The sequence below is a fragment of the Sphaerisporangium sp. NPDC088356 genome, assembly GCF_040685555.1.
Lineage (GTDB): Bacteria > Actinomycetota > Actinomycetes > Streptosporangiales > Streptosporangiaceae > Sphaerisporangium.
The window spans coordinates 15,733-37,143 of sequence record NZ_JBFBIK010000062.1; the positions used below are offsets into that span (position 1 = coordinate 15,733).

A 21,411-nucleotide genomic window follows, 5' to 3' on the forward strand; every position below is an offset into this window, starting at 1 on the left:
CCCACGGCGCAGGAGGAGTCGTGACGTCGGTGGCGCCGGGCCTCTGGCCGCCCACGGCGCAGGAGGAGTCGTGACGTCGGTGGCGCCGGGCCTCTGGCCGCCCACCGCGCAGGAGGTCGTCTTCCTGCTGCTCGGTGTGGTGGCGGCCGGGGCGGCGCTGCTGGTCGTCACCACCCGGCAGATCGTGCACGCGGCCCTGTGGCTCGTCGTCTCGTTCGGCGCGCTGGCCGGGTGCTACCTGGTGCTCACCGCCGAGTTCGTGGCCTGGGTCCAGGTCCTGATCTACGTCGGGGCGGTCGTGGTGCTGCTGCTCTTCGGCATCATGCTGACCCGCGCGCCCATCGGCCCGTCCACCGACCTGAACTCGGGTAACAAGGTGGCCGCGCTGCTGGTGTCGGTGGCGACGGCGGCCGTTCTCGTCACCACCGTGATCGAGGGCTTCCACACGGCGTACGCTCCGCTGGAGCCGGGTGGTGGCGCCGCAGCGTCGCTCGGGGCGAGCATCTTCAGGAACTGGGTGCTGCCCTTCGAGGCGCTCTCAGTACTGCTGCTCGCCGCGCTGATCGGCGCGATCGTGCTCTCCCGTACCGACATCGGCGGAAAGGACTGACGTGCACGTCGTCTATCCCGCCGTGCTCGCCGCGCTGCTGTTCTCGATCGGCGTGTACGGCGTGCTCGCCAGGCGCAACACGATCCTCGTGCTGATGTCGGTGGAGCTGATGCTCAACGCGGTCAACCTGAACCTCGTCGCCTTCGACGTATGGCTCAGGGACGTGCTCCACGGGGGCCAGGTGCTGACCCTGTTCGTCATCGTGATCGCCGCCGCGGAGCTCGGGCTGGGCCTGGCGATCGTCCTCGCCGTGTTCCGCAACCGGCAGACCGTCGAGATCGACCACGTCCGCGATCTCGCCGAACCCGCCGAACCCGAAGCCGAAGCCGACGCCGGAGCCGTGCCGGTAAAGGACGGTGCGCCATGATCGGAGTCGCCGGAGCCGTCGTCCTGCTGCCGTTCCTGGCAGCGGTCGCAGGGCTGCTCGGGACGCGGCGGCTCTGGGGTGGTGGCCCGCCCGGTTCGGTCGAGCCCGCCGTCTACAGGAGGGCGGCGTGGATCGCCGTCCTGCCCACCGCGATCTCCACCGGGCTGGCGATCTGGCTGCTGACGTACCTAGCGACCACACCACGCCAGTTCACGTCCTTTGTGGAGCACCCGGTCCGGACCGGCACGCTTCCCGCTCCCGTCCAAGGCACGCTCACGGTGATCGACACGGGTGCGATCCCGATCACCGCGGGTCTTCGCGTGGACGACCTGCCGGCCCTCATCGCCGTCCTGGTGACCGTGGTGGCGCTCGCCGTGCAGGTGTACTCGATCGGATACATGCGCCACGAGCCGCGCTACCCCTCCTTCAGCGCCTTCATCAGCCTGTTCACCAGCGCCATGCTGCTCGTCGTCTACGCCGGTGACCTGCTTGTCCTGTACGTGGGCTGGGAGATCATGGGGCTGTGCTCGTACCTGCTGATCGGCCACTGGTGGGAGGACCGGGCGAACTCGCGGGCGGCGGTGAAGGCGTTCCTCGTCACGCGCGTCGGCGACGTCGGGTTCCTGTTCGGCATCTTCACGCTCGGCGTCGCCGCCGGCAGCTTCCGGATCGATGACGTGATCGCGAAAGTGCCCGCCATGTCCACCGGAACGCTGGTGACCGCGACGATGCTGCTCCTCCTCGGAGTCGCGGGCAAGAGCGCCCAGGTGCCGCTGCACACCTGGCTGCCGGACGCGATGGCCGGTCCCACGCCGATCAGCGCGCTCATCCACGCCGCAACCATGGTCGCGGCCGGCATCTTCGTCGTCGCCCTGCTCTACCCGGCCTTCCTGGGCGCCGGGCCGACCCTCGACCTGCTCGCGGTGCTGGCGTCCGCCGGGATGCTGGGCGCCGCGCTGGCGGCCCTGGCCCAGGACGACCTGAAACGGGTGCTCGCGTACTCGACGATCAGCCAGCTCGCGTACATGGCGGGCGCCCTCGCCGCCGGTTCCGACCAGGCGGCGATCTTCCACCTGGTCACGCACGGGGCGTTCAAGGCGCTGCTGTTCCTCTGCGCGGGAGCGGTGATCCACGCCGTCGGGTCGAACCTGATGAGCGACATGGGCGGGCTCCGGCGCTCCATGACGGTCACCTTCCCCGCCATGACGATCGGGTTCGCCGCGCTGATGGGGCTGCCCCCCGCCAGTGGGTTCTTCAGCAAGGACGCCGTGCTGGCCGCCGTCGAGCACGCCGCGGCCGAGGGGGCGCCGCTGACCGACGCCGCGGCCTGGCTGCTGTACGGCTGCGCGCTGCTCACCGTCGCCGTGACCGGCGCGTACGCGACCCGCGCCTGGTTGCGCACCTTCTTCGGTCAGAGCCGGTTCGAGAGCGTCGCGCTACCCGAGCCCGAGCCTGGGGTCGCGCACGTCTGGGACGGTCGTGAGGCTCCGGCGTCGATGCTGTGGCCGATCGGCGTGCTGGCCGTTCCGGCGCTGCTGCTCGGGTTCACCGGGGTGGGCCTGATCGACTGGTCGTCCGCGGTGATCAGCCTGCTCGTCGCGCTGCTCGGGGCGGGTGCCGTGTACGCGGCGTGGCGCGCCGATCCCGCAGCCGATCCCGCTCGCCTGCTCGGGCCGTTGCGGGTGCCGTGTGAGCAGGCGTTCTACGTGGATTCGGTGTACTACCGGGTCTTCGTCGTACCGGTCCTGTGGCTGGCCCGCCTGGTGGCTCGTACGGATGACACGGTCGTGGACGGCGCGGTGCGCGGCTCGGGCGGCGTCGCGGTCGGTGTCTCGGGGCTCCTGCGGCGCCTGCAGACGGGCAACGCCCAGCTCTACCTGACAGGCGTCCTCGCGGGCGTGCTGCTCATCGCAGTGGGAGCGGTGGTGCTCGGATGAGCGCCATCGTCATCGGGCTCCTCGCCGTCCCTCTGGCGGGCGCGGCCATCCTCATGCTGCTCACCCGGCCGGAGTCGACCGAGCCGCAGTTCACCCGGCCGGAGTCGACCGAGCCGCAGTTCACCCGGCCGGAGGAAGCCGAACCACAGCTCACACCGCCGGGGAAAGCAGGACCGCGGCGGCTTGCCGGGCCGTCCACGGCCTTGCGGTGGTACGGGCCGGCGGTGTCCGGCGTCACGCTGGTACTGGCCCTCGTGCTTGCCGGGTCCTTCGACTACGGCCAGGCGGCGCGGGCGCAGTTCGAGATCGACCGAGCCTGGATCCCCGGCCTGGACCTCCGGTTCCACCTGGGCGTGGACGGGATTTCGCTGCCGCTCGTGGTCCTCACCGCGCTGCTGACGTTCCTCTGCTTCCTGTACCTGGTACGGCACCAGCCGGAAGGCGGCAGGTCCGGGGCGCTGGCCTTCACGCTGCTGGTACTCGAAGTCGGCATGATCGGGACATTCCTCGCGCTCGACCTGCTGCTGTTCTTCGTCTTCTTCGAAATCGTGCTGATCCCGATGTACTTCGTGATCGCCGTCTGGGGCGGCAGGGAGCGCCGGGCGGCGGCGGTCAAGTTCATCCTGTACACGCTGCTCGGCTCGGCCGTACTGCTCCTCGGACTGCTCCTGATCTGGGCCCACACCGGCACGCTCGACATGGTCAGGCTGGCGGGCTCGCACGGCGCCGGGATACCGAGGGCGGCGCAAATCCTGGCGTTCCTCGCGGTGGGCGCGGGCCTGGCCGTCAAGGCGCCGATGTGGCCGCTGCACACCTGGCTCCCCGCCGCCCACACCGAGGCCCCGACGGTCGGATCGGTGCTGCTCGCGGGCGTGCTGCTCAAGATGGGAACGTACGGCTTCGCGCGCATCGCGATCCCCGTCCTTCCCGAGGGGGCTGCCGTGCTCGCCCCCTGGCTTGGGGCCTTCGCCGTCGTGGGGATCGTGTACGGGTCGCTGGCCTGCCTGGCGCAACGTGACCTCAAGCGCATGATCGCGTACTCGTCCGTGGGCCACATGGGGTTCGTCCTGCTGGGGCTGGCGACGCTGACGCCTGTCGGGATGAACGCCGCCCTGTTCGGAAATGTCGCCCACGGGTTGATCACCGGACTGCTGTTCTTCATCGCCGGGGCGATCAAGGAGCGGTACGGCACGGCGGAGATGTCCCGGCTGGGAGGCGGCATGCTGGCCCGCCTGCCGTACCTGGGATCCCTGCTGACGTTCGCGTGCGTCGCCTCGCTCGGACTGCCCGGGCTCGCGGGGTTCTACGGGGAGATGCTCGCGCTGCTCGGCGCCTTCCACCCGGCTCCCGGCCTGTCCCGGCCGCTCTTCCTCGTCTTCATGGTCATCGGCGGCATCGGCACCGTGCTGACCGCCGCGTACTTCCTCCTGATGCTCTCCCGCGTCACCCACGGCAGGCCGGACGAACCCGCCCCCGAGCCCGTAACCCCGGAGGAGCGACTCGTCACCCGCGAGGAGCGGCTCGTAACCCCGGAGGAGCCGCTCGTCGAGACCGCCGAGGCCGGCGAGGAGCCCCGCGTCCGTACCCCGGAAGTGCCTGAGAGGGCCACCTGGGAGCTCCCGGAGGAGGAGGGTTCCGAGCTCCCGGTGGAACCCGTGGCAACCGAAACCGCCGAGTCCACCCACCCCGGGCCCCGCCCCGAGGAGGGCGTTCCCGTCCCCGCGGGTGCGTCCGCCGGTTCGGGTTCCGGCCTCCGGTTCGGGCGGCTGCGCGATGTGACCCCGTACGAGCTCGCCGCCTGGACCCCCTTGATCGTCCTCACGGTGGCGCTGGGGCTGTGGCCCAAGGCGCTTCTCGCCGTGACCGATCCGGCGGTCCGGGCCTTCCTGGGGGTGCCATGATCCAGTCCATCGACTACGCGGCGATCGCGCCACCCTTGATCCTGGCGGTGGTGGCCGGGCTGGTGCTGCTGCTCGACGCGTTCCTGCCGCGTACGCCCCGCACCCTCCCCACGCTCGGCCTGGTCACGCTGGCCGGCGTGCTGGCCGCCCTGGCGACCGTCCTGACGCAGGCCGTACAGGGCTCCCGGCCGCGTACGTTCTGCGTCCCCGCCGATGTCGCGGGCGTGCCGCCGTCCTGCTCGTTCGTCGTCGACGACCTGACGCTCGTCTTCGGGGCCGTGGTGCTGGCCGCCGCCGTGGTGGTGGTCCTCCTGTCGTGGACGCAGCTGGCCGAAGGCGGCATCCCCGCAGGTGAGTGGTACTTCCTGCTGTTGTGCACGCTGACCGGTGCCGTCACGCTCCCCGCGTCCCGCGACCTGATCATGCTGGTCGTCGCGCTGGAGCTCGTCTCGCTTCCGGTCTTCGCGCTGACGGCCCTGAAGCGGTACGACGCCCGCGGTTCCGAGGCGGCGCTGAAGCTGTTCCTCGTCTCGGTCATCTCCACGGCGGTCATGCTCTTCGGCGTCTCGCTCCTGTACGGCCTGACCGGTTCGGTCCATCTCGACCGCATCGCCGCCAGGCTCAGCGGCCCACCAACAGCCGCACAGGGCGCGGAGGCGCTGGCCGGCCTGCCCGCCGCCCTGCCCGCCGGCGTGCCCAGCGGGGTGCTGACGGTCGCCGTCGTGCTCGTGCTCGCCGGGTTCGCGTTCAAGGTGGCCGCCGTCCCCTTCCACTTCTGGGCCGGGGACGTCTACCAGGGCGCGCCCGTCCCGGTGGCGGCGCTGCTGTCGGTGATCTCCAAGGCCGCGGGGTTCGCCGGTCTGATCGTCGTGCTGACGATCGCGCTGGCGGGCCAGGCGCGGCTCTGGGCGCCGATCGTGGCCGTTCTCGCCGCGCTCACCATGACCGTGGGCAACCTGCTGGCCCTGCGGCAACGCCATGCCGTACGGCTGCTGGCGTGGTCGTCGGTCGCGCAGTCCGGGTACATCCTCGCCCCGCTCGGCGTGGCGGGGAAGTCGGCCGCGCCGGCCTCCATCGCGTACCTGGCGATCTACGCGGCGATGAACGCCGGGGCCTTCGCCGTTGTGATGCTGGTGAGCCGTACCAGTCAGCGGAACGAGCTGGACGACTACCGGGGGCTGGCGTTCCGAAGCCCCGCTCCGGCGCTCGCGCTCGCGTTCTTCCTGATCTGCCTGGCCGGGCTGCCACCGGGGCTCGCCGGGCTCTTCGCCAAGATCGTCGTCTTCCGTGAGATCGTCCACGGTGGCGTGGGATGGCTGGCCGTGGTCATGGCGGTCAACACCGTCATAGGGCTCTACTACTACATCGCCTGGACCGCCCGCCTGTTCACCCCCGCCCCTGCCCTCGCAGCCGTCCCCGTGCCTGGGCGACGCCTCCCCGCACGGCCGGTGACCATCGCCGTGGCAGTGGCGCTCCTGATCTCGCTGGCCTTCTCCGTCGCGCCGCAGCTGGTCCTGTCCGCCGTCGGCTGACGTGCGCCCCCCCTAGCCTGACCAGGGATGGGAACGTTTGAGCAGGCCGCGAACGTTGCCAGGGAAGAGCGCAGCATCCGAGAGGGGGAAGCGTGCACAACAACGGCCTGCGTACCGCCGTCCTTCTGGGCGCCCTGTCCGCTCTGATCCTGGCGGCGGGAGCGTGGCTCGGAGGCTCCCGTGGTGTGCAGCTGGCCGTCCTGATCGCTCTGCTGACCAACGGCATCGCCTACTTCTTCTCCGACCGCATCGCCCTGTCCGCCATGCGGGCGCGGCCGGTGAGCGAGGTCGAGCAGCCCGCGTTGTACCGCATCGTCCGGGAGCTCTCGACGGACGCGCGGCAGCCCATGCCGCGGCTCCACATCTCGCCCACCATGCAGCCCAACGCCTTCGCCACCGGGCGCAACCCGCGCAGGGCGTCGATCTGCGTCACCTACGGCATCCTGCAGATGCTGGACGAGCGGGAGCTCAGGGGCGTGATCGCCCACGAGCTGTCGCACGTCTACAACCGCGACATCCTCATCTCCTCGGTCGCGGCGGCGCTCGCCACGATCATCACGTACTGCAGCTACATCGCCGTCTTCTTCGGCGGCTCCGACGACGACGAGGGGCCCGGCTACATCGGCGCTCTGCTGATGATGATCCTCGGCCCGATCGCCGCCGGCATGATCCAGATGGCGATCTCCCGGTCCAGGGAGTTCCACGCCGACGAGTCGGGGGCCATGCTCACCGGTGACCCGCTGGGGCTCGCCTCGGCGCTGCGCAAGATCGAGCTGGGGACGCGCAGGCTCCCGCTTCCCGAGGAGAGCCGCCTGACCTCGGCCTCCCACCTCATGATCGCCAATCCCTTTCGCGGAGCGGGGGTCGGCAGGCTGTTCTCGACCCATCCCTCCACGGCCGCCCGCGTCGCCCGCCTGGAACGCCTGGCCGGCTACCGCCGCTGACGAGCGATTCATAGCGCTTACGCAAACCAATCACCCGAGTAAAGAGTGCCTTGCTAGGGTCTGCCGGACGCTGTCATGAAATGTGCCATGCGGTCTGGGGGACAATCTTGGGACTCATCGACAAGCTCCGGGGCGAGTCCATCGGCTTGACCGGCTGTGTCATCGGTTTGGTCCGTTCGATCGACGGCTGCATCGGTTTCATCGGTTTCATCGGCTTTATCGGGCGGCGGGGCGCAGGCCGTCCATGACCGATCGCTGAAGATCCTCGCCGCGCTGGTCGCGGTGGCCGCGGTCGCGACCACCATCGCGCTGTTCGCGTACCACTCCCAAGGCTAGGAGCGGCGAACGCGGTCTCCATGCGGCCCGTGTGGGCGGGTGGCCGGTCGTCGTGTCAGGAGTGCCGGTCGACCGGGTCGGTCTCGTCGGCGGTCAGACCCGGCAGGCCGTCGATGCTCTCCCGGTTGTTCTTGGCGCGGTAGGCGTACTTCTGCTGGACGTCCTTGCGTTGTGCCCACTGGTCGAGCAGCGGGCGCTCCTCGTCGAAGCTCATGAACGGGACGGAGTACCCGCACGAGTCGGAGATGCGGTCGCACTCGACGACGATGACGGACCGTACGCCCGGGTGGGGGCCGAACAGCTTGACGAGATCGTCGAAACCGTCGTCGTGCGGGGTGACGACCCGGCCCCGCCCGTACAGGCGAACGATGTTGGGCGGGCCGGCGAACGCGGCGAACATGATGGTCACGCGGCCGTTGTCGCGGATGTGGGCGATGGTCTCCACGCCGCTGCCGTCGAGGTCGAGGTAGGCGACCGTGGTGTCGTCCAGCACGGCGAACGTGTCGGCGTACCCCTTGGGGGAGACGTTGACGTGCCCGCCTCGCTCGGGAGCCGTCGCGACGAAGTAGACCGGCTGCTTGGAGATGAACGCGCGCAGCCGGTCGTTCAACTTCTCATGGACCTTGCCCATTTTCCCTCCTAGCCCCGCTATATGGACTTTACTCGGAGGGTTTTCCCAGCCAAGCGGAGGGCTTTCTGAGCCGCTGGTCACTCCCCGGGCAACCACCAGGTCCACAGGCCGGTCCGTACCTTGAACGAGTCGACCTTGGCGAGGTCACCCGTGGACGGATCCACGGTGCTGATCGTCGCCCGCGTGACCGTACCGTCGTCCGTGGTCCGCAGGTGCCAGAGCGCGAGCTTGCCGGAGTCGTCCCAGGAGATCCGGTACGCGCTTTCCTTCGAGGTGATCCCGAGGTCGATGGCCGGAGAGACCGAGTCCGTCGACAGGTCGTACTGCCTCAGGCGGGGCTTGCCGGAGGAGGGGGTGATCACCACACCCACGGTCACTCCGTCGTCCGCCAGCGCGACCGGCGAGTTGTTCGACACGACCTGCGGCACCTCGCGGCTCTCCCCCTGCTCGCCGTTGGTGTCGTAGACCGCGAACTCGGTCGTGTTGTCGCCGGTGTACCGCGAGACGAGGATCCGACGGCCGTCGGGGCTGAAGCCCTGCACGCTGTCCCCGCCGGGCAGCTTCGCGACGTCGCCGCTTCCCAGGTGGACGGCGAGCGTGGGCCGCTCGCCGGAGTCGTCGGTGTAGTCGAGGACCACCACGTCACCGCTGGGGGACAGGGTGGGGTCGACGTCGGTCATGCCGAGGCCCTTGGGTACCTTCGCGGTCGTGCCGGGCAGGCTGTGCACCTTGCCGCTGAGCACGTCCTTCCAGACCAGCTTGCGGTCGGACTCGCGGAAGTACACGACCCGCGTACCGTCCCCGCTGACCGCGATCGGCGCGCTGCTCTCCTTGTCGACCTTGCCCTTGGCGTCCCTCGGCAAGACGGTGGCGTCGGCGAGCTTGACGGTCTTCCCGCTTCGAAGAGTCAACTCCCACGTGCCACACGGCACGAGGTAATCCTTCTTCAGGCAACCGTTCAACGAGGCATAACGTACCGCTTTAGTAGTGTTTATGGTGTTTTTGGCGGAGGTGGCTCCCGCTTGCGCCTCCGCCGGGCTCGCTATGGTGACCGCGGCGGCCATCGCGAGGAGGGTGAACATGCGCGCGTGCTTCATGGCGCGATCCTTTCGTCACTTTCAATAGATGCCATGAACGCGTGAAAGGTTGAGTCACGATTCGGCGTCACCGCCACGCCCGTTCGTACGACCGAAGTGGGCGGAATTCCCGGGAGACGCCGACGGCGAAAGGGGTGCTTGCCGGGCATCCGGCGTCTACCGTCGCGGTATGGGGCACTCCTCCTTCACCATCAGACTGAACGACGTCCAGACCGAGGCTCTGATGCGACAGGCGCACCTTGAGGGGCGCAGGCCGGCCGCCCGCCCATGACCCGGACCCGGGTGTCATGATCCCTGGACGCGTCCTCGACGTCAGCGCGCTGGTGGACATCGCCGTCGCCAAGACGCGGTACTCGCGCCATGTCGTGGCGATGTGCCTCTACCGGGGAGGTGGCCTTTGTGTGCCGTCGACCGCGCTGGCCGCCGTGTACTCCATCGCGCCGCTCGACACCCAGGCCGAGCTGTTCGACCTGATCATGGGGCCGGGAGTCACCGTCGACGACCTGACGGCCGGCAAGGCGCCCGACATCGGCGAGCTGCTGGACGGCGCCAACGACGTGGTCGCCGGCCACGTGGTGTGGTGCGCCCGCAACACCCACTGGCCCATCCTCACCGACCGAGGCGACCAGCTGACCCTCCTCGACCCCCGAATAATGATCGACCCCATCCCCTGACGGCGTTTCGGCAACGGACCTCGCGCTCATGGCTGGACCGTACCCGCCGCAGGCCGTCACGCTCCGGCGGATTCGCGGACGGAGCCGGGCGTGGGGCGGCGGACGCGGGGGACGGGCTGGCCGCGGCGGGCGGCCTCGGCCTTCAGGCGCTTCCTGAGCATCCTGCCCTGGCCGAGGAACGAGCGGTTCCGCGGCGGTTCCCGGACAGGCTCCAGTCGTTCAGGGCCCGCTCGATCTGCACGCTCAGCCGGTCGCCGTCTCCGGTCGCGGTCCCGACGAGCACCACGTTCTCCTGCCACTCCATGGCCGGGCCATGGCGGTGGAAGGTCAGGCACACCGGCCCCTCGGCCGCCTGGACGCCCGCGGGCAGCCGCAGGTCGAAGCCGGCCTCGGTGCGTACGGCGGAGCGGGTGCGCACGGCCAGCGGCATGCCGTCGGCGACCATGGTGACGACGGGCTCGCCCAGGCGTGCCGCGCGGCCGGCGAAGGGCCGCCAGTCCGCCGGCGGGGCCAACCGGCTCGGCAGCCGGGGGCCCGTGGGGGCGGGATCGGAGGCGGGGACCGCGACGTCCCCCGGGCCCGTCCAAACCCCGGGCGTCCTGGACAGGTCGCCCTCGGGCCACCAGACGATCCTCTCGGGGGTGACCTCCACCCAGATGCGGGCGAAATACCACCCCAGCCGCTTCACCAGGAACCACGGCATCCCGGCGAACCCGGCACCGGTCTTGGCGAGCGACTCGCGGACGTACCGGTCGGTGTTGGCCTGCAGATCCGCGTCGCGTACGGTCGCCCGGCCCTGCACGAGGACGATGGGTGCCCGGTCCAGTTCGGTGCCCTCGGCGCTGGAGTAGAGCAGCGCGACGCGCGGGTCGCGCCGGGCGCGCTCGGCCTTGCCGGGATAGGTGAGCCCGGTGCTCAGATCGAGCGTGCCGCCCGCGCCGACGTACGGCGTGACGGGCCAGGTGACGGGCCGGCCGTCGCGGGTGAGCGAGGCGTACTCGCAGACCGTGGCGCGGTCGAAGATCTCGGCCGCCTCGCGCGGCCACGTGGTCGATGCGGAAGTGGTCATCACGACTCCAAGAGAGCGTTTGCGGGGGCGGTGGCGCCGTACAGGCGGGTGAAGCGGCGCCGGTAGGCCGGCCACCAGAACAGGCGGAACATGAGCCGGGCCACGACGGGCAGGCCGGCGTACGACGCCGCGAGCAGGTCGGCGTCCGCACTCGAGGCGAGCCAGCCGAAGATGACGGGGACCCGGCGGCGGCCGAAGTCGTCCATCGCCTGGCGTTTGTCGGCCTCGACGTCGTCGAGGGTGAGGTGGCGGAGCATGAGCGGCACGGCGATCCGCTCCTCGTGGTCGAGGTGCTCGTTGACGAGCTCGTGCAGCCGCCGCAGGGTGGGCGCACGCTCGGCCAGGGGCACCCCGCGATCGGAGGCGGCCGCGATGAGCGGGTCGAGTACGGAGTGCTCGGACTCCAGCTCGGCCAGCACGTCCGCCGCCTCCGGGGCGCGGCCGACGAGCGTGGGCCACAGGACGTCGTCCTCGTGCGAGTGGTGGGCGTGCAGCATGTCCAGCACGAGCGCGAGCTGCTCCTCCAGCAGCTCCTCGTGCGCGTCGTCGCGCGGGTTGCCGCACACCTCGGCCAGGCGGCCGAACTCGGCGCGGAAACCGGCGTGCATCATCAGGAAGCCGGTCAGGTGTACTGGTGTGATCATCAGTCTGTTTCCTCACTTGTCGGAAACAGAGTGCGCCACCTGCCCCTACGTGCACTTGTCGAGGGCTTGTCGGGCCCTTGTCAGCCAGTAGCCCCCGCCCGCCTGCTCCAGCAGGCGCACCGCCTCCCGCAGGTGGGCCCGCGCCCCCTCGCGGTCCCCGAGCGCCAGCAGCGCCTCTCCCATGTGGCCGTCGTACGCCCCGTCGACGGTGGTGCACGTGCCGTTCACGAGCAGCAGCCCGGCGAAGGGACGGAACGCGTCAAAGACCTCCCGCGCGACGTCCAGGTCGCCGAGCCGGATCGCCGCGTGCAGCCGGCACATGGTGGCTATCGCCCAGTCGTAGTCACGCGGCGGCGAAGGGGTCTCACGCAGGAGCCGCCGCGCGCGCTCGTGCTCGCCCAGGTCCGCCAGCGCGTACGCCAGGACATAGGCGACCCCTGCCAGGCCGGTACGCCGGAACATCTCCTCGACCCATGCCGCCTCCTCGCCGAGGCGGTCCTCGTGAATGAGCGTCTCGGCCCGTACGGCGAGCATGCTCGCCTCGAAGTACGCGACATCGGCGAACGACAGCGTCGCCCTGACGGGTTCGAAGTGGCGGGCCGGGTCCGGCACGCCCTGGAACAGGTCGAGCCCCACGTGCGCCACCGCCGCTTGCAGCGCCAGCGTGGGACTGTGCAGGTCGCGCAGCAGCGCGTCGATCTCCGTCAGCAGCGCACGGGCCTGCGGCACCCTGCCGTGCTCCACGAGATGAATGACGAGGTGGAGCTGTGCGATCACCCTGAGCTGGGACGACAGGTCCGGCTCCGCCAGCAGGCGCCACGCGGTCTCGGCGCGCTGCTCGATGAAGTCCTGTCCCTGCATGGCGAGCAGCCGCAGGTGGAGCACGCGCCGCAGCAGGGCGGGGTCGTCCAGGCGCTCGGCCGCCGCCACGGCCTGCGACGAGACCGGGCCGACCTCAGCCTCGCGACCGGTCTGGGCGAGCACGACGGCCCGGACGGCCTGTGCCGTCGCCCAGGCAGGTGTGGACGGCGGCAGCTCTCGCACGGCCCGGTCCGTCGAGTCCCGCACGGCGGCCACGTCAAGGCCGTACCGGAAAGGCACCCAGACGCCGTGTCCCATCGCGATGTCGGCGGCCCTGACGGCTTTGTCCAGGTCGGCGCCGGCCATGGCGAGCGCCTGCTCGACCGCCTCGTAGCCCTCGTCGAACCGCCCGGCGGCGTAGCGGCTTTCTGCCAGCCCGACGGCGAGCTCGAACCGCTCGACCGCGCCGGCCCCGGCCAGCTCGGCCGCCGCCAGCGCCTCCTGCCACGACACGGCCGCGTCGTCGGGCGCGTGCCGCCGCAGGGACGCCCGCGCGGCGCGGGCGGAGTAGTCCATCGCCATGCGGGCGGGCCCCGCGCCCAGCTCCGCCGCCGCCAGCCAGTGCCGCGCGATCACCGCCGCGCGGTCGTCCCGGTCCCCGTGGACGCGGGTGAGGACTCCCGCGACCTGCTCGTGCACGCCCGCCCGCCACAGCCGCGACCGGCGCGACAGCAACGCGTCGGTCACCAGGGCGTGCGCGAACTCGTACACGCCCAGCCGGTACGACGACTCCCGGATCAGCCCCGCGTCGAGGGCCGCCTCGAGCGGCGGCAGCAGGTCGCCGACCGTGCCGCCCGCGACCTGGGCCAGGACGCCCGCCTCGAACTCGTCACCCATCACGGCGGCGAGCTCCAGCATGCGGGCCGCCTCCTCCCCCAGGCCCGCCACCCGGTGCAGCACGACGTCCAGCACGCCCTGCGGCAGCTCCTCGCCCGCCCGGGCCAGCTCCGCGAGGAAGAACGGGTTCCCGGCGGTGCGCCCGCGCAGCTCCTCGGCCTTGTGGCTGCCCGGGTCGCGGCCGGACAACTCCCGGACGAGCGCGCGGACCTCCTCGGTGGCGAGCCCGTCGAGCCCGAGCCTGCGCGCGCCGAGCCGCGACAGCGCCGACAGCGTGGCGGTGAGCGCCGACGCCTCGTGCCGCCGGAAGGTCGCCACCAGCAGCAGGCCCGGCCGGGCGGTGGACGCCACGTGGACCAGCAGCCGCAGCGTCGCGTCGTCGGCCGCGTGGATGTCCTCCAGCACGACGATCACCGGGCCGACGCCGGCCAGGAACGTGCCGACCGCCTCGAAGAACCGCAGCCGCGCCCCCTGCGCGTCGGACGCCGGGATCGCCTCCAGCCCGCCCGACAGGAACGTGCCCACCTCGTCGGGCAGGACGGCCTCCGGGGCCGCGGCGGCGAGGGCGCGCAGGACCCGTTCCCAGGGCCACAGGGCGGGCGCGGTCTCGTGGTCGGGACTCGACCCCCAGCCGACCGGCACGTCGGCGGTCGCGCGGAACCGCTTCAGCAGGCTCGTCTTGCCGACGCCCGGCTCGCCGTCCACCAGCACGACCTGCCCGGTGGCGGACGACGCCTTCGCCGCCTCGTTCAGGAACTCCAGCGCGCTCTCGCGGCCGACGAAGACCGGCTGGTCCACCGCGGGCTCGGGAGCCCTGCGTGCCGTCGTCCGTGCCAGAGGCCGCTGGGGGGCCTGCGGCGTGGCGGGCCGCTCCGGCGGGAGCAGCGTGGCGTCCTGGCGCAGCACCGCCCTTCGAGCTCCCGCAGCCGCGGCCCGGGGTCGATGCCCAGTTCCCCGGCGAGCACCTCCCGCACCCTGCGCAGGCATTCGAGGGCCGCCGCCTGCCGGTCCGCCCGGTAGTGGGCCAGCACCAGCAGTTCCCAGGCACGCTCCCGCAGGGGGTGTTCGCGGACGAAGGGGTCCAGCCGCGCGACCACGTCCGTGTGGCGGCCCAGCTCCAGCAGGGCCGTGGCCAGCCCCTCAACCACATCCAGCCGCACCTGTTCCAGACGGCCGATCTCTGGCTGCGCCCACTCCTCGGAACGCACGTCCGCGTACGGGTCGCCCCGCCACAGGCCGAGCGCCTCGGCGAGGGCGGCCGCCGCCTCCTCGTGGCGTCCCTCGGCCAGATGGCCGGACCCGGCCGACACGAGCGTCTCGAAGTCCCTCGTGTCGAGGCCGAGCCCGCCGGTCATCAGGCCGTACCCGTCGGCGGCGCTGACCAGGACGGTCGGGGTCGTGCCCGGACGCCGGTCGGGCTCCAGCCGGCGGCGCAGGTTGGAGACATAGACCTGCATGCTCCCCTGGGCGCTGGCCGGCGGGTTGCCGGACCACAGCCGGTCGACCAGGAGGTCCGCGGGGAGCACGCGGTCGGCGTGCATCGCGAGGAGGGCCAGGAGGGCTCGCTGCTTCGGCGGTCCGGCCGGAATGGCCTGCCCGGCCACGATGAGTTCCATGGGTCCGAGGACGTTCAGCCGCACAGGCCAATGGTAGGGAGGCGCCTTTCAACCGGTCTAGTTGTTACATTTCGGGAGCCGACCGGCGTTCCAGCACCACGACCGGGATCGTGCGAGCCGTCCGGCGCTGGTAGTCGCCGTACCCCGGCCGTTCGGGCACCACCTGCTCTAACAGCCGGTCACGCCGGGCGCCCTCGGCGAACCTGCCCGCTCGGCGCCGCGGCCGGTTGGTGGAAGTCATCGGGACATCCGGAGCGGATTGAGCTACGAGCCACCTGCGTCGTCCCGCTGGCGTGAAAAGGCCTCATCGGTTGCCCCGACGGCCGCCCGGACACCTGGGGGCAACTCGCGGAAGACTGGATCCGGGACGGCGCCGACCGCGGACAGGATGCCGCTGAAGAACCGGCGCAGACAGACGGCGAGGACGATCTGGTAGATGTCGGCGTCGGCCAGGCCATGCCCGCGCAGGACCGCGATGTCCCCCTCGGTCACGCCGGCGGGATCGGCGGCGACGCGGTCCGCGAAGTCCATGGCCGCCACATCCGCCGGCGCCAGCCCCGCATCGTGATGGTCAGCCATGATCGCCCGCAGGGCCACGTCATCGTAGAACCCCTCAAGCAGCGCGGCCGCATGCGCGAGACCGCAGTACGTGGAACCGAGGCGGCGGGCGGCCGTCAGGGTGACCAGTTCGTACCGACGCGGATCCATACCGGCCCTGACCACCTCCCCGAGCCGTAGCCATGCGTGATAGACCTCAGGCCGCAGCGCCAGCACCCGCAGATAGTTGGGCACGTATCCCCGGGCGGGCCGCTCAGCTTCGTAAAGGGGCGATTCGCTAGGTGTGCTGAGATAACTCATGCCTTCTCCCCCTTGGGACGGCATCTCAGCGCAGAACGGTAGGTCCTCGCGACGATCCGCGATTGGGGAGAATTCCCTATTTTGCGGGCTTCCGGACCAGGTTCAGCCGGTGCGCCGCAGCAACCGCCTGGCCCCGGTTGGCCACACCGAGCTTGTCCAGCACCGCGGAAACGTGGTGATCGACGGTTTTGACCGACAACGACAGGTGCCCGGCCATCTCGGCATTGGACAGCCCTTCGGCCAGCAGCGCGAGCACCTCCGCCTGGCGCGGCGTAAGGCCGCCGGGGTTGGCGGCCGTCGTCCGGCGAGGGCCACGCGGCACCTGAGTGAAACCGCGCCTTCGGAGCTCCGCGCGCAACCGCTCCGCCACCCGTGTGGCCCCCAGCTCGTCCAGGACCCGCAAGGCTTCGGCCGCAGCGCCCTGATCACCGCCCGCCAGTGCCTCGACGCGCATATACGCGGCCCCGCGCCGCGCCCACTCCGCAGCCGCGCCGACCCAGTCTTCATCGATCATCATCTGGTACGGCCGGGCCCCCGCACCGGGCGACCCGGCATCCCCGGCCCGCCACAACCGGTAGGCCAGCTCCCCGATGTAAACCGAATGGTTCGCCCTGACGGCCAGGTCCAGGCCGTGCCGGGCCTCCTCGGCGGCACGCTTGGCGTCGCCGTACAGCAGGAAGTACTCCGAGCGGGCCGCCGCCACCGGGCAGACCCGCTGCACCTCACCGGTGCGTTCGGCCTGGCGGGCGGCCTCGTCGAGCGTGACCCGGGCCTCGCGTTCGCCACGGGCCGCCTGAATCCGGCCCCGCGCCAGCAGCGCGGGAACCACGGCGACCCCGGCTCGGACCGGCCGATCCAGCGCCGCGTCCGCGTCGGCCAGAGCGCCGGCCCAGTCACACCGCACCAGCCGCACCCCCGCTCGCACCCCGAGCAGGTACTGACCGTAGCCGTCGAGGTCCTGCTGAGTGGCGTACGCCAGCGCATGTTCGACCGCCGGTGCGGCGGCTTCGTACTCGGCCAGTTGCACCAGCGAGGTCGCCAGGTTGACGAGTGCCCGGGCGGCGTGATCGGCCAGCCCGAGGGTTGAGGCGCGCTCGTGCACCTCCCGCAGCGCCGCGACCGCGGTTTCGTCACCGCCCGTGAGCCGGGCGGTGCTCACGTTGATCTCAGCGTGGACAGAGGTCTCCACATCCCCCAGCCGAGCGGCCAGGGTTCGCGCCCGCTCTCCCCACGAGACCGCCGCCTCCCACTCGCCCGCGAGCATGTGCAACTGGGACCGGTTGCTGTAGGCCATGGCCAGTTGCCGGCCCGGCAGCTCGGTCTCGAGGACTGTGATCGCCCGCGCGGCCGCCTCCCATGCCTGCCTCGCGTTCCCCGCCCACCAGGCCAACCGAGAGATCCAGCGCAGATTCTCACCGACCTGTTCGGGTTGCCGCAGATTCTCCCGTACGGCCAGCGCCGCCCACCGGGCCCGCAATCCCTCCTCGGCCAGCCCGGCCAGGTACGCCTGGAACGCGTAGGCCTCCAGCAGCTCGGCCTGCTGCTGGGCCGGTAGCCGGTCCGCGTACACGGCCGCTGACCGAAAGTATGCCGTCGCCTCTCGATGGGCGCCCTGCCGGGCAGCGCCGGCCCCCGCCGCCTGCCCGTACCGCAGGACCGCGGCCTCGTCCCCCGCTTGCGTGGCGTGGTGGACCAAGCGGCCCGGGTCGACCCCGGGGACCCCGGCCAGCACTCCAAGCACCCGCCGGTGCAGCGCGGCGCGACGCGCGGGCGACAGCGCGTCCTCCACCGCACTCCGCAGCAACTCGTGACGGTACGACACACCGTCACCGGACGGCACGAGCACCCCGGCGTCGACGCACATGTCGACCAGGTCCGGCACTCCCGCCACAACGGCGGCGTCGGCGCGAGTCGGGATCACCGATACCAGGTGGGCCAGCTCCCGGGCGGGCCGCGACAACAGCCGCAGCCGATCCAGGACAAGGTCCTGTACGGTGGCCGGCACTGCCCGACCCTCCGCCTTCAACAGTTCGGTCACCAGCAACGGGTTACCGCCGGACAACCGGTAGACCAGCTCCGGATCCCGCCCGGTCCGGTATGCCTGATCCGCCACGCACTCCCGCGACAGCGGCGACAGCGACACGCGTCGCGTGATCGCGCTGGGCAGGGTCGCAAGGGCGCCCCGCAGGGGGTGCTCGGCACCCACCTCATCGTCACGGTAGGTCACCACGAACAGGACCGGCATCCGGCCGATCCGTCGGCCCGACCAGATCAGCCAGTCGAGTGTGGCCTCGTCAGCCCAGTGGGCGTCCTCCACGACGACGACCGGGCGCGGGCGCTGCGGCGGGCCGGAGATCTCGTCCAGAAACGCCGTGAAGAGCTCATCCTGCGTGGCGCCGGCGTTCAGCCGCTTGGCCAGGACGCCTCTGGTCTGGCGGCCGATGTCGTGCAGGGGACCAAGGGCCCGTGGGGTGATCAACCGGTCACAGCCGCCCCAGAGCACCCATGCCGCCGGCCCGCATCGCCGGACGAACTCGGTCACGAGCACGGACTTGCCGATCCCGGCCTCGCCGGCCACCACCGCCACGCGACCGCCGCGGGCGCTCTCACGCAGAAGATCGCCGAGGAGATCCAGCGTCCCGGAACGCTCCCACAGCTCCATGCGAACGATAGTAAAGTCAAAACGCCCAGGGTCTTGATCACTCGGGGTGTTCGGGCTGAACAAAGAGTGTGGTCAGGGGCAGGGTCGAACTGCCGACCTTCCGCTTTTCAGTCCTTGATGTGGCTGCCCTTAATGTGAAGACCGTACAGCTCGCCCTCGGCCACAGCACGCCAGTGGTCACACTCAACACGTACGTGGGGGAGTGGCCCGAGGCACAGGAGAAAACGCGTGCCCTGGTGGACGGCGCGCTCGGCCGTGTGCCCCGGATGTGCCCCCGGGAGGCTCCGTCCCGATGAGTCACCAGGTCAGAGCCTTGCGAAGCGGCTGGCTAGCGGTAGTTCGTGAACTGCAGGGCGATGTCGAGCTCCTTACCCTTCAGCAGGGTGATGACATCCTGGAGCTCGTCCTTCTTCTTGGAGCTGACCCGGAGCTCTTCTCCCTGGATCTGCGCCTTCACGCCCTTGGGGCCCTCGTCCCGGATGATCTTGGAGATCTTCTTGGCGTGCTCCTGGTCGATGCCCTCCTTGAGCTCGACGACCAGGTGGTACTCCTTGCCGGACAGCTTGGGCTCGCCGGCGTCGAGCACCTTCAGCGACAGACCCCGCTTGATGATCTTTTCCTTGAACACGTCAAGGACGGCGCTCGCGCGTTCCTCGCTGTTGGCCTTGATCTCGATGTTGTTCTGACCCGACCAAGCGATGCCCGCGCCCGTGCCCTTGAAGTCGAAGCGATGCCCGACCTCCTTGACCGTCTGGTTCAGCGCGTTGTCGACCTCCTGTCGGTCGATCTTGCTCACCACGTCGAAACTGCTGTCGGCCATCGGTATAGGTGTCCTCTCTCGTCCCTCCGACCCTAGCGACCCGAGCCGGGTCCCGTGTGGATCAGGGCGCGGTCAAACCGGTGTCACAGGCATCCCGGAAGTCCGCTATTCTTCTTGCTGTCGCCGCGAGAGCGGAAGACACGGCAGGTTGCCCGAGTGGCCAAAGGGAGCGGTCTGTAAAACCGTCGGCTCAGCCTACGCAAGTTCGAACCTTGCACCTGCCACCGGGAATGTTCCCAGCTCAGAGGCCCTCCGGGGCCTCTTTTGCTTTCCGGGACCATGCAGCCAGGCGCAGCCACAAGCGGCCGTATGTCAGTGCTCCCGGAATATACGCGGAATAGATCATGGCCCGTTTGCCCAGGTGAAACACCATGATCCGGGACATTCATGGGGTGGCCGACGTCCTGCAAACGCCGAAAGGCCCCGGAGATCATGTGGGACCTTCCATGCCTCACAGGCCGAGTGTCAGGGGGCAAGCGCGTCCTCGATCCGCTTGTTCACAATCATCTCGTGCCCGTCGACGCACTTGGCGTAGACGCGGAGGAGGACATCCACCCCGTGGCCGGCCCGCACCGCCACCTCAGGGGCCGGTACGCCACCGTTGAGCCAGAGCGAGACCGCCGCGTGCCGAAGGTCGTACGGCCGCCAAGCGAGGGGAGGGCGACCTGGGCCGGAGTCAACGCCACATCACGCCGGGGCCGGGGGCGCCTTCAAACGATCCACGTTGACCCAGTAAGTATTGCGCAATCTCTGGTAATCGAAATCGCCACCTTGTGGAACGCGGTTGACTCTGAGTAGGCCGTGTCTCTCAAGCTCTTTGCGTCCGCGTGTCCAGGTATCGGGAGAGAGGCCATACATCGCCCTTCGATGCGTGGTTGCATAGCGTGAGGATTTGTGGCCGCCTTGTAGTTCCATGAGGACGAGGAGAAGCGCCAACCCAATAGCTGACAAGTCCAGTATCCAGCCTTCCGTCCACAGTTCGATCGGTACTCCCACGTAACGCCCTCGTTCCGAAGCACGCACGTACTCTCCTCCATCCCCCTCGGCACTCAGAAGCGTGATCATGGGTGGAAGCCCGAAACGGGCTTGGAGCGAAATGAACTCCTGTGCATGCAGCCACTTGAGGTTGCTAGTGACACGTCGAGGACCGGTGTCGGGCGGCAGCGCCAGGAGCTTCGCCCATCTGCCAGGGGTGGGTGTTGCCCTTAGGTCATAGGGCCTGCTCGTTGCCATCATCGTGATGCAGAGATAGAGCTTGAGCCGTACCTCTCCTCCTCTTCCTCCCTGGACAAGTCGCGCTAGTGGCGGACGGCCTCCCTCCTTGGCCAGGACGAAGGCCGGCGGGAACGGCACGTTGCCCGACCGTCTCGCCTTGTTGGCTGCAGCTACCAAGAGCTCTACGGCTTGCTCGCGCCGCTCATCTAGTGACACGAATTTCGCCTTCCTGAAGGAGAAACAGGGGGTGCGGGGGTACGCGGGGGTAGCGGGGGTAGCTGAATTACTTCCCCTGCCTGTGAGATGGTCGCATAACTCAGCTGTGAACGTGTATTGACTCCGCTCATATTGTCATCTGTCACCGTTGCAATCGGCGTTTGTATCCTTTGCTAAGGCGCATAAGATTCTTTGACCTGCGGTTTTGCTTCTGGCACCCTTCGGTCAGAGGCGGGAAAGGCATAACGAAACGTCCTTGGGCCATCTCAGGTAAGGAGCGACTATGGCGGGAAATGTCGGAGGTAAGGGTGACTCGACGCGGGGCCTTTGGCTTGCGGTAATCGTGCTGGGGGCAGTGATCGTGGCGGCCATGACATGCCTTGTGTTCCGAGCGCTGGGCGTCGATCTTCCGGCTGCCTTGGGGACCGGTGGTGGGGCCTTTGTCGCCTCCACAACACTTGGCATCGCGGCGCGCCGATACCTCACGGACTAGCATGATCCAGAGCTATCGAGGAATAGATCTAACCAAGGAAGCGACTAAGGGTCCCGGAGATCATCCAGGGACCCTTCGAGTCTCATCCGGC

Annotated in this window: 17 protein-coding genes, 1 tRNA gene and 2 pseudogenes; 9 read left to right on the forward strand and 11 right to left on the reverse strand. The window is 70.0% G+C overall.

What is annotated here, in order from left to right; all coding sequences use genetic code 11:
* Positions 1 to 79 precede the first annotated feature (79 nt).
* From AB0O34_RS22350 to AB0O34_RS22380, 7 genes are all read left to right on the forward strand, one after another.
* The gene (locus AB0O34_RS22350; RefSeq protein ID WP_363918226.1) at positions 80 to 610 is read left to right on the forward strand and encodes an NADH-quinone oxidoreductase subunit J; all 531 of its coding nucleotides are present in this window, start codon (positions 80 to 82) and stop codon (positions 608 to 610) included.
* 1 nt (position 611) lies between these two features.
* A complete protein-coding gene (gene nuoK, locus AB0O34_RS22355; RefSeq protein ID WP_363918186.1) occupies positions 612 to 977 on the forward strand; it encodes an NADH-quinone oxidoreductase subunit NuoK in 366 nt (121 codons plus the stop codon).
* On the forward strand, positions 974 to 2,914 hold the full coding sequence (locus AB0O34_RS22360) for an NADH-quinone oxidoreductase subunit L (RefSeq protein WP_363918188.1): 1,941 nt from the start codon (positions 974 to 976) through the stop codon (positions 2,912 to 2,914). The genes nuoK and AB0O34_RS22360 overlap by 4 nt, the downstream gene beginning before the upstream one ends.
* Positions 2,911 to 4,815 carry an NADH-quinone oxidoreductase subunit M gene (locus AB0O34_RS22365; protein ID WP_363918190.1) on the forward strand — a complete coding sequence of 635 codons (1,905 nt, stop codon included), beginning with the start codon at positions 2,911 to 2,913 and terminating at the stop codon, positions 4,813 to 4,815. The genes AB0O34_RS22360 and AB0O34_RS22365 overlap by 4 nt, the downstream gene beginning before the upstream one ends.
* Positions 4,812 to 6,347 carry an NADH-quinone oxidoreductase subunit N gene (locus AB0O34_RS22370; protein ID WP_363918192.1) on the forward strand — a complete coding sequence of 512 codons (1,536 nt, stop codon included), beginning with the start codon at positions 4,812 to 4,814 and terminating at the stop codon, positions 6,345 to 6,347. The genes AB0O34_RS22365 and AB0O34_RS22370 overlap by 4 nt, the downstream gene beginning before the upstream one ends.
* 92 nt (positions 6,348 to 6,439) lie before the next feature.
* Positions 6,440 to 7,291, forward strand: coding sequence for a zinc metalloprotease HtpX (gene htpX, locus AB0O34_RS22375; RefSeq protein WP_363918194.1), 852 nt, complete (start codon positions 6,440 to 6,442; stop codon positions 7,289 to 7,291).
* Between the two features lie 107 nt (positions 7,292 to 7,398).
* Positions 7,399 to 7,539: a hypothetical protein gene (locus AB0O34_RS22380; RefSeq protein WP_363918196.1), complete on the forward strand. Its 141-nt coding sequence runs from the start codon at positions 7,399 to 7,401 to the stop codon at positions 7,537 to 7,539.
* A 143-nt stretch (positions 7,540 to 7,682) separates the two neighbouring features.
* Here the strand turns inward: AB0O34_RS22380 and AB0O34_RS22385 are convergent, their stop codons facing one another.
* Together AB0O34_RS22385 and AB0O34_RS22390 are read right to left on the reverse strand one after the other, a co-directional pair.
* Positions 7,683 to 8,258, reverse strand: coding sequence for a pyridoxamine 5'-phosphate oxidase family protein (locus AB0O34_RS22385; protein WP_363918198.1), 576 nt, complete (start codon positions 8,256 to 8,258; stop codon positions 7,683 to 7,685).
* Between the two features lie 77 nt (positions 8,259 to 8,335).
* Positions 8,336 to 9,190: a hypothetical protein gene (locus AB0O34_RS22390; protein ID WP_363918200.1), complete on the reverse strand. Its 855-nt coding sequence runs from the start codon at positions 9,188 to 9,190 to the stop codon at positions 8,336 to 8,338.
* A gap of 452 nt (positions 9,191 to 9,642) precedes the next feature.
* Here AB0O34_RS22390 and AB0O34_RS22395 point away from each other — a divergent pair, with 452 nt between their 5' ends.
* Positions 9,643 to 10,029, forward strand: coding sequence for a hypothetical protein (locus tag AB0O34_RS22395; RefSeq protein WP_363918202.1), 387 nt, complete (start codon positions 9,643 to 9,645; stop codon positions 10,027 to 10,029).
* 142 nt (positions 10,030 to 10,171) lie between these two features.
* On the opposite strand, the gene AB0O34_RS22400 is transcribed toward AB0O34_RS22395, so the two are convergent.
* The 8 genes and pseudogenes from AB0O34_RS22400 to AB0O34_RS22435 form a co-directional block, all read right to left on the reverse strand.
* Positions 10,172 to 11,098, reverse strand: a complete 927-nt coding sequence (locus AB0O34_RS22400; RefSeq protein WP_363918204.1) for a hypothetical protein — start codon at positions 11,096 to 11,098, stop codon at positions 10,172 to 10,174.
* Entirely contained in the window at positions 11,098 to 11,742 is a 645-nt protein-coding gene (locus AB0O34_RS22405; RefSeq protein WP_363918206.1) for a hemerythrin domain-containing protein, read from the reverse strand. Before AB0O34_RS22405 ends, AB0O34_RS22400 begins: the two co-directional genes overlap by 1 nt.
* A gap of 45 nt (positions 11,743 to 11,787) precedes the next feature.
* A complete protein-coding gene (locus AB0O34_RS22410) occupies positions 11,788 to 14,238 on the reverse strand; it encodes an AAA family ATPase (protein WP_363918228.1) in 2,451 nt (816 codons plus the stop codon).
* Positions 14,190 to 15,056: a BTAD domain-containing putative transcriptional regulator gene (locus AB0O34_RS22415; protein WP_363918208.1), complete on the reverse strand. Its 867-nt coding sequence runs from the start codon at positions 15,054 to 15,056 to the stop codon at positions 14,190 to 14,192. Before AB0O34_RS22415 ends, AB0O34_RS22410 begins: the two co-directional genes overlap by 49 nt.
* A gap of 64 nt (positions 15,057 to 15,120) precedes the next feature.
* A pseudogene (locus tag AB0O34_RS22420) lies at positions 15,121 to 15,303 on the reverse strand (nitroreductase/quinone reductase family protein); the annotation flags it as partial.
* Between the two features lie 17 nt (positions 15,304 to 15,320).
* Positions 15,321 to 15,914 (reverse strand): carboxymuconolactone decarboxylase family protein, encoded by a 594-nt coding sequence (locus tag AB0O34_RS22425; RefSeq protein ID WP_363918210.1) that lies wholly within the window; start codon positions 15,912 to 15,914, stop codon positions 15,321 to 15,323.
* Between the two features lie 76 nt (positions 15,915 to 15,990).
* A complete protein-coding gene (locus AB0O34_RS22430) occupies positions 15,991 to 18,576 on the reverse strand; it encodes an AAA family ATPase (RefSeq protein ID WP_363918212.1) in 2,586 nt (861 codons plus the stop codon).
* A 328-nt stretch (positions 18,577 to 18,904) separates the two neighbouring features.
* Positions 18,905 to 19,396: a YajQ family cyclic di-GMP-binding protein gene (locus tag AB0O34_RS22435; protein WP_363918214.1), complete on the reverse strand. Its 492-nt coding sequence runs from the start codon at positions 19,394 to 19,396 to the stop codon at positions 18,905 to 18,907.
* 142 nt (positions 19,397 to 19,538) lie between these two features.
* On the opposite strand from AB0O34_RS22435, the gene AB0O34_RS22440 reads away from it, so the two are divergent.
* A tRNA-Tyr gene (locus AB0O34_RS22440) sits at positions 19,539 to 19,620 on the forward strand.
* 241 nt (positions 19,621 to 19,861) lie between these two features.
* Here the strand turns inward: AB0O34_RS22440 and AB0O34_RS22445 are convergent.
* Positions 19,862 to 20,079: pseudogene (locus AB0O34_RS22445) on the reverse strand (site-specific integrase); the annotation flags it as partial.
* Positions 20,080 to 21,411: the final 1,332 nt, after the last annotated feature.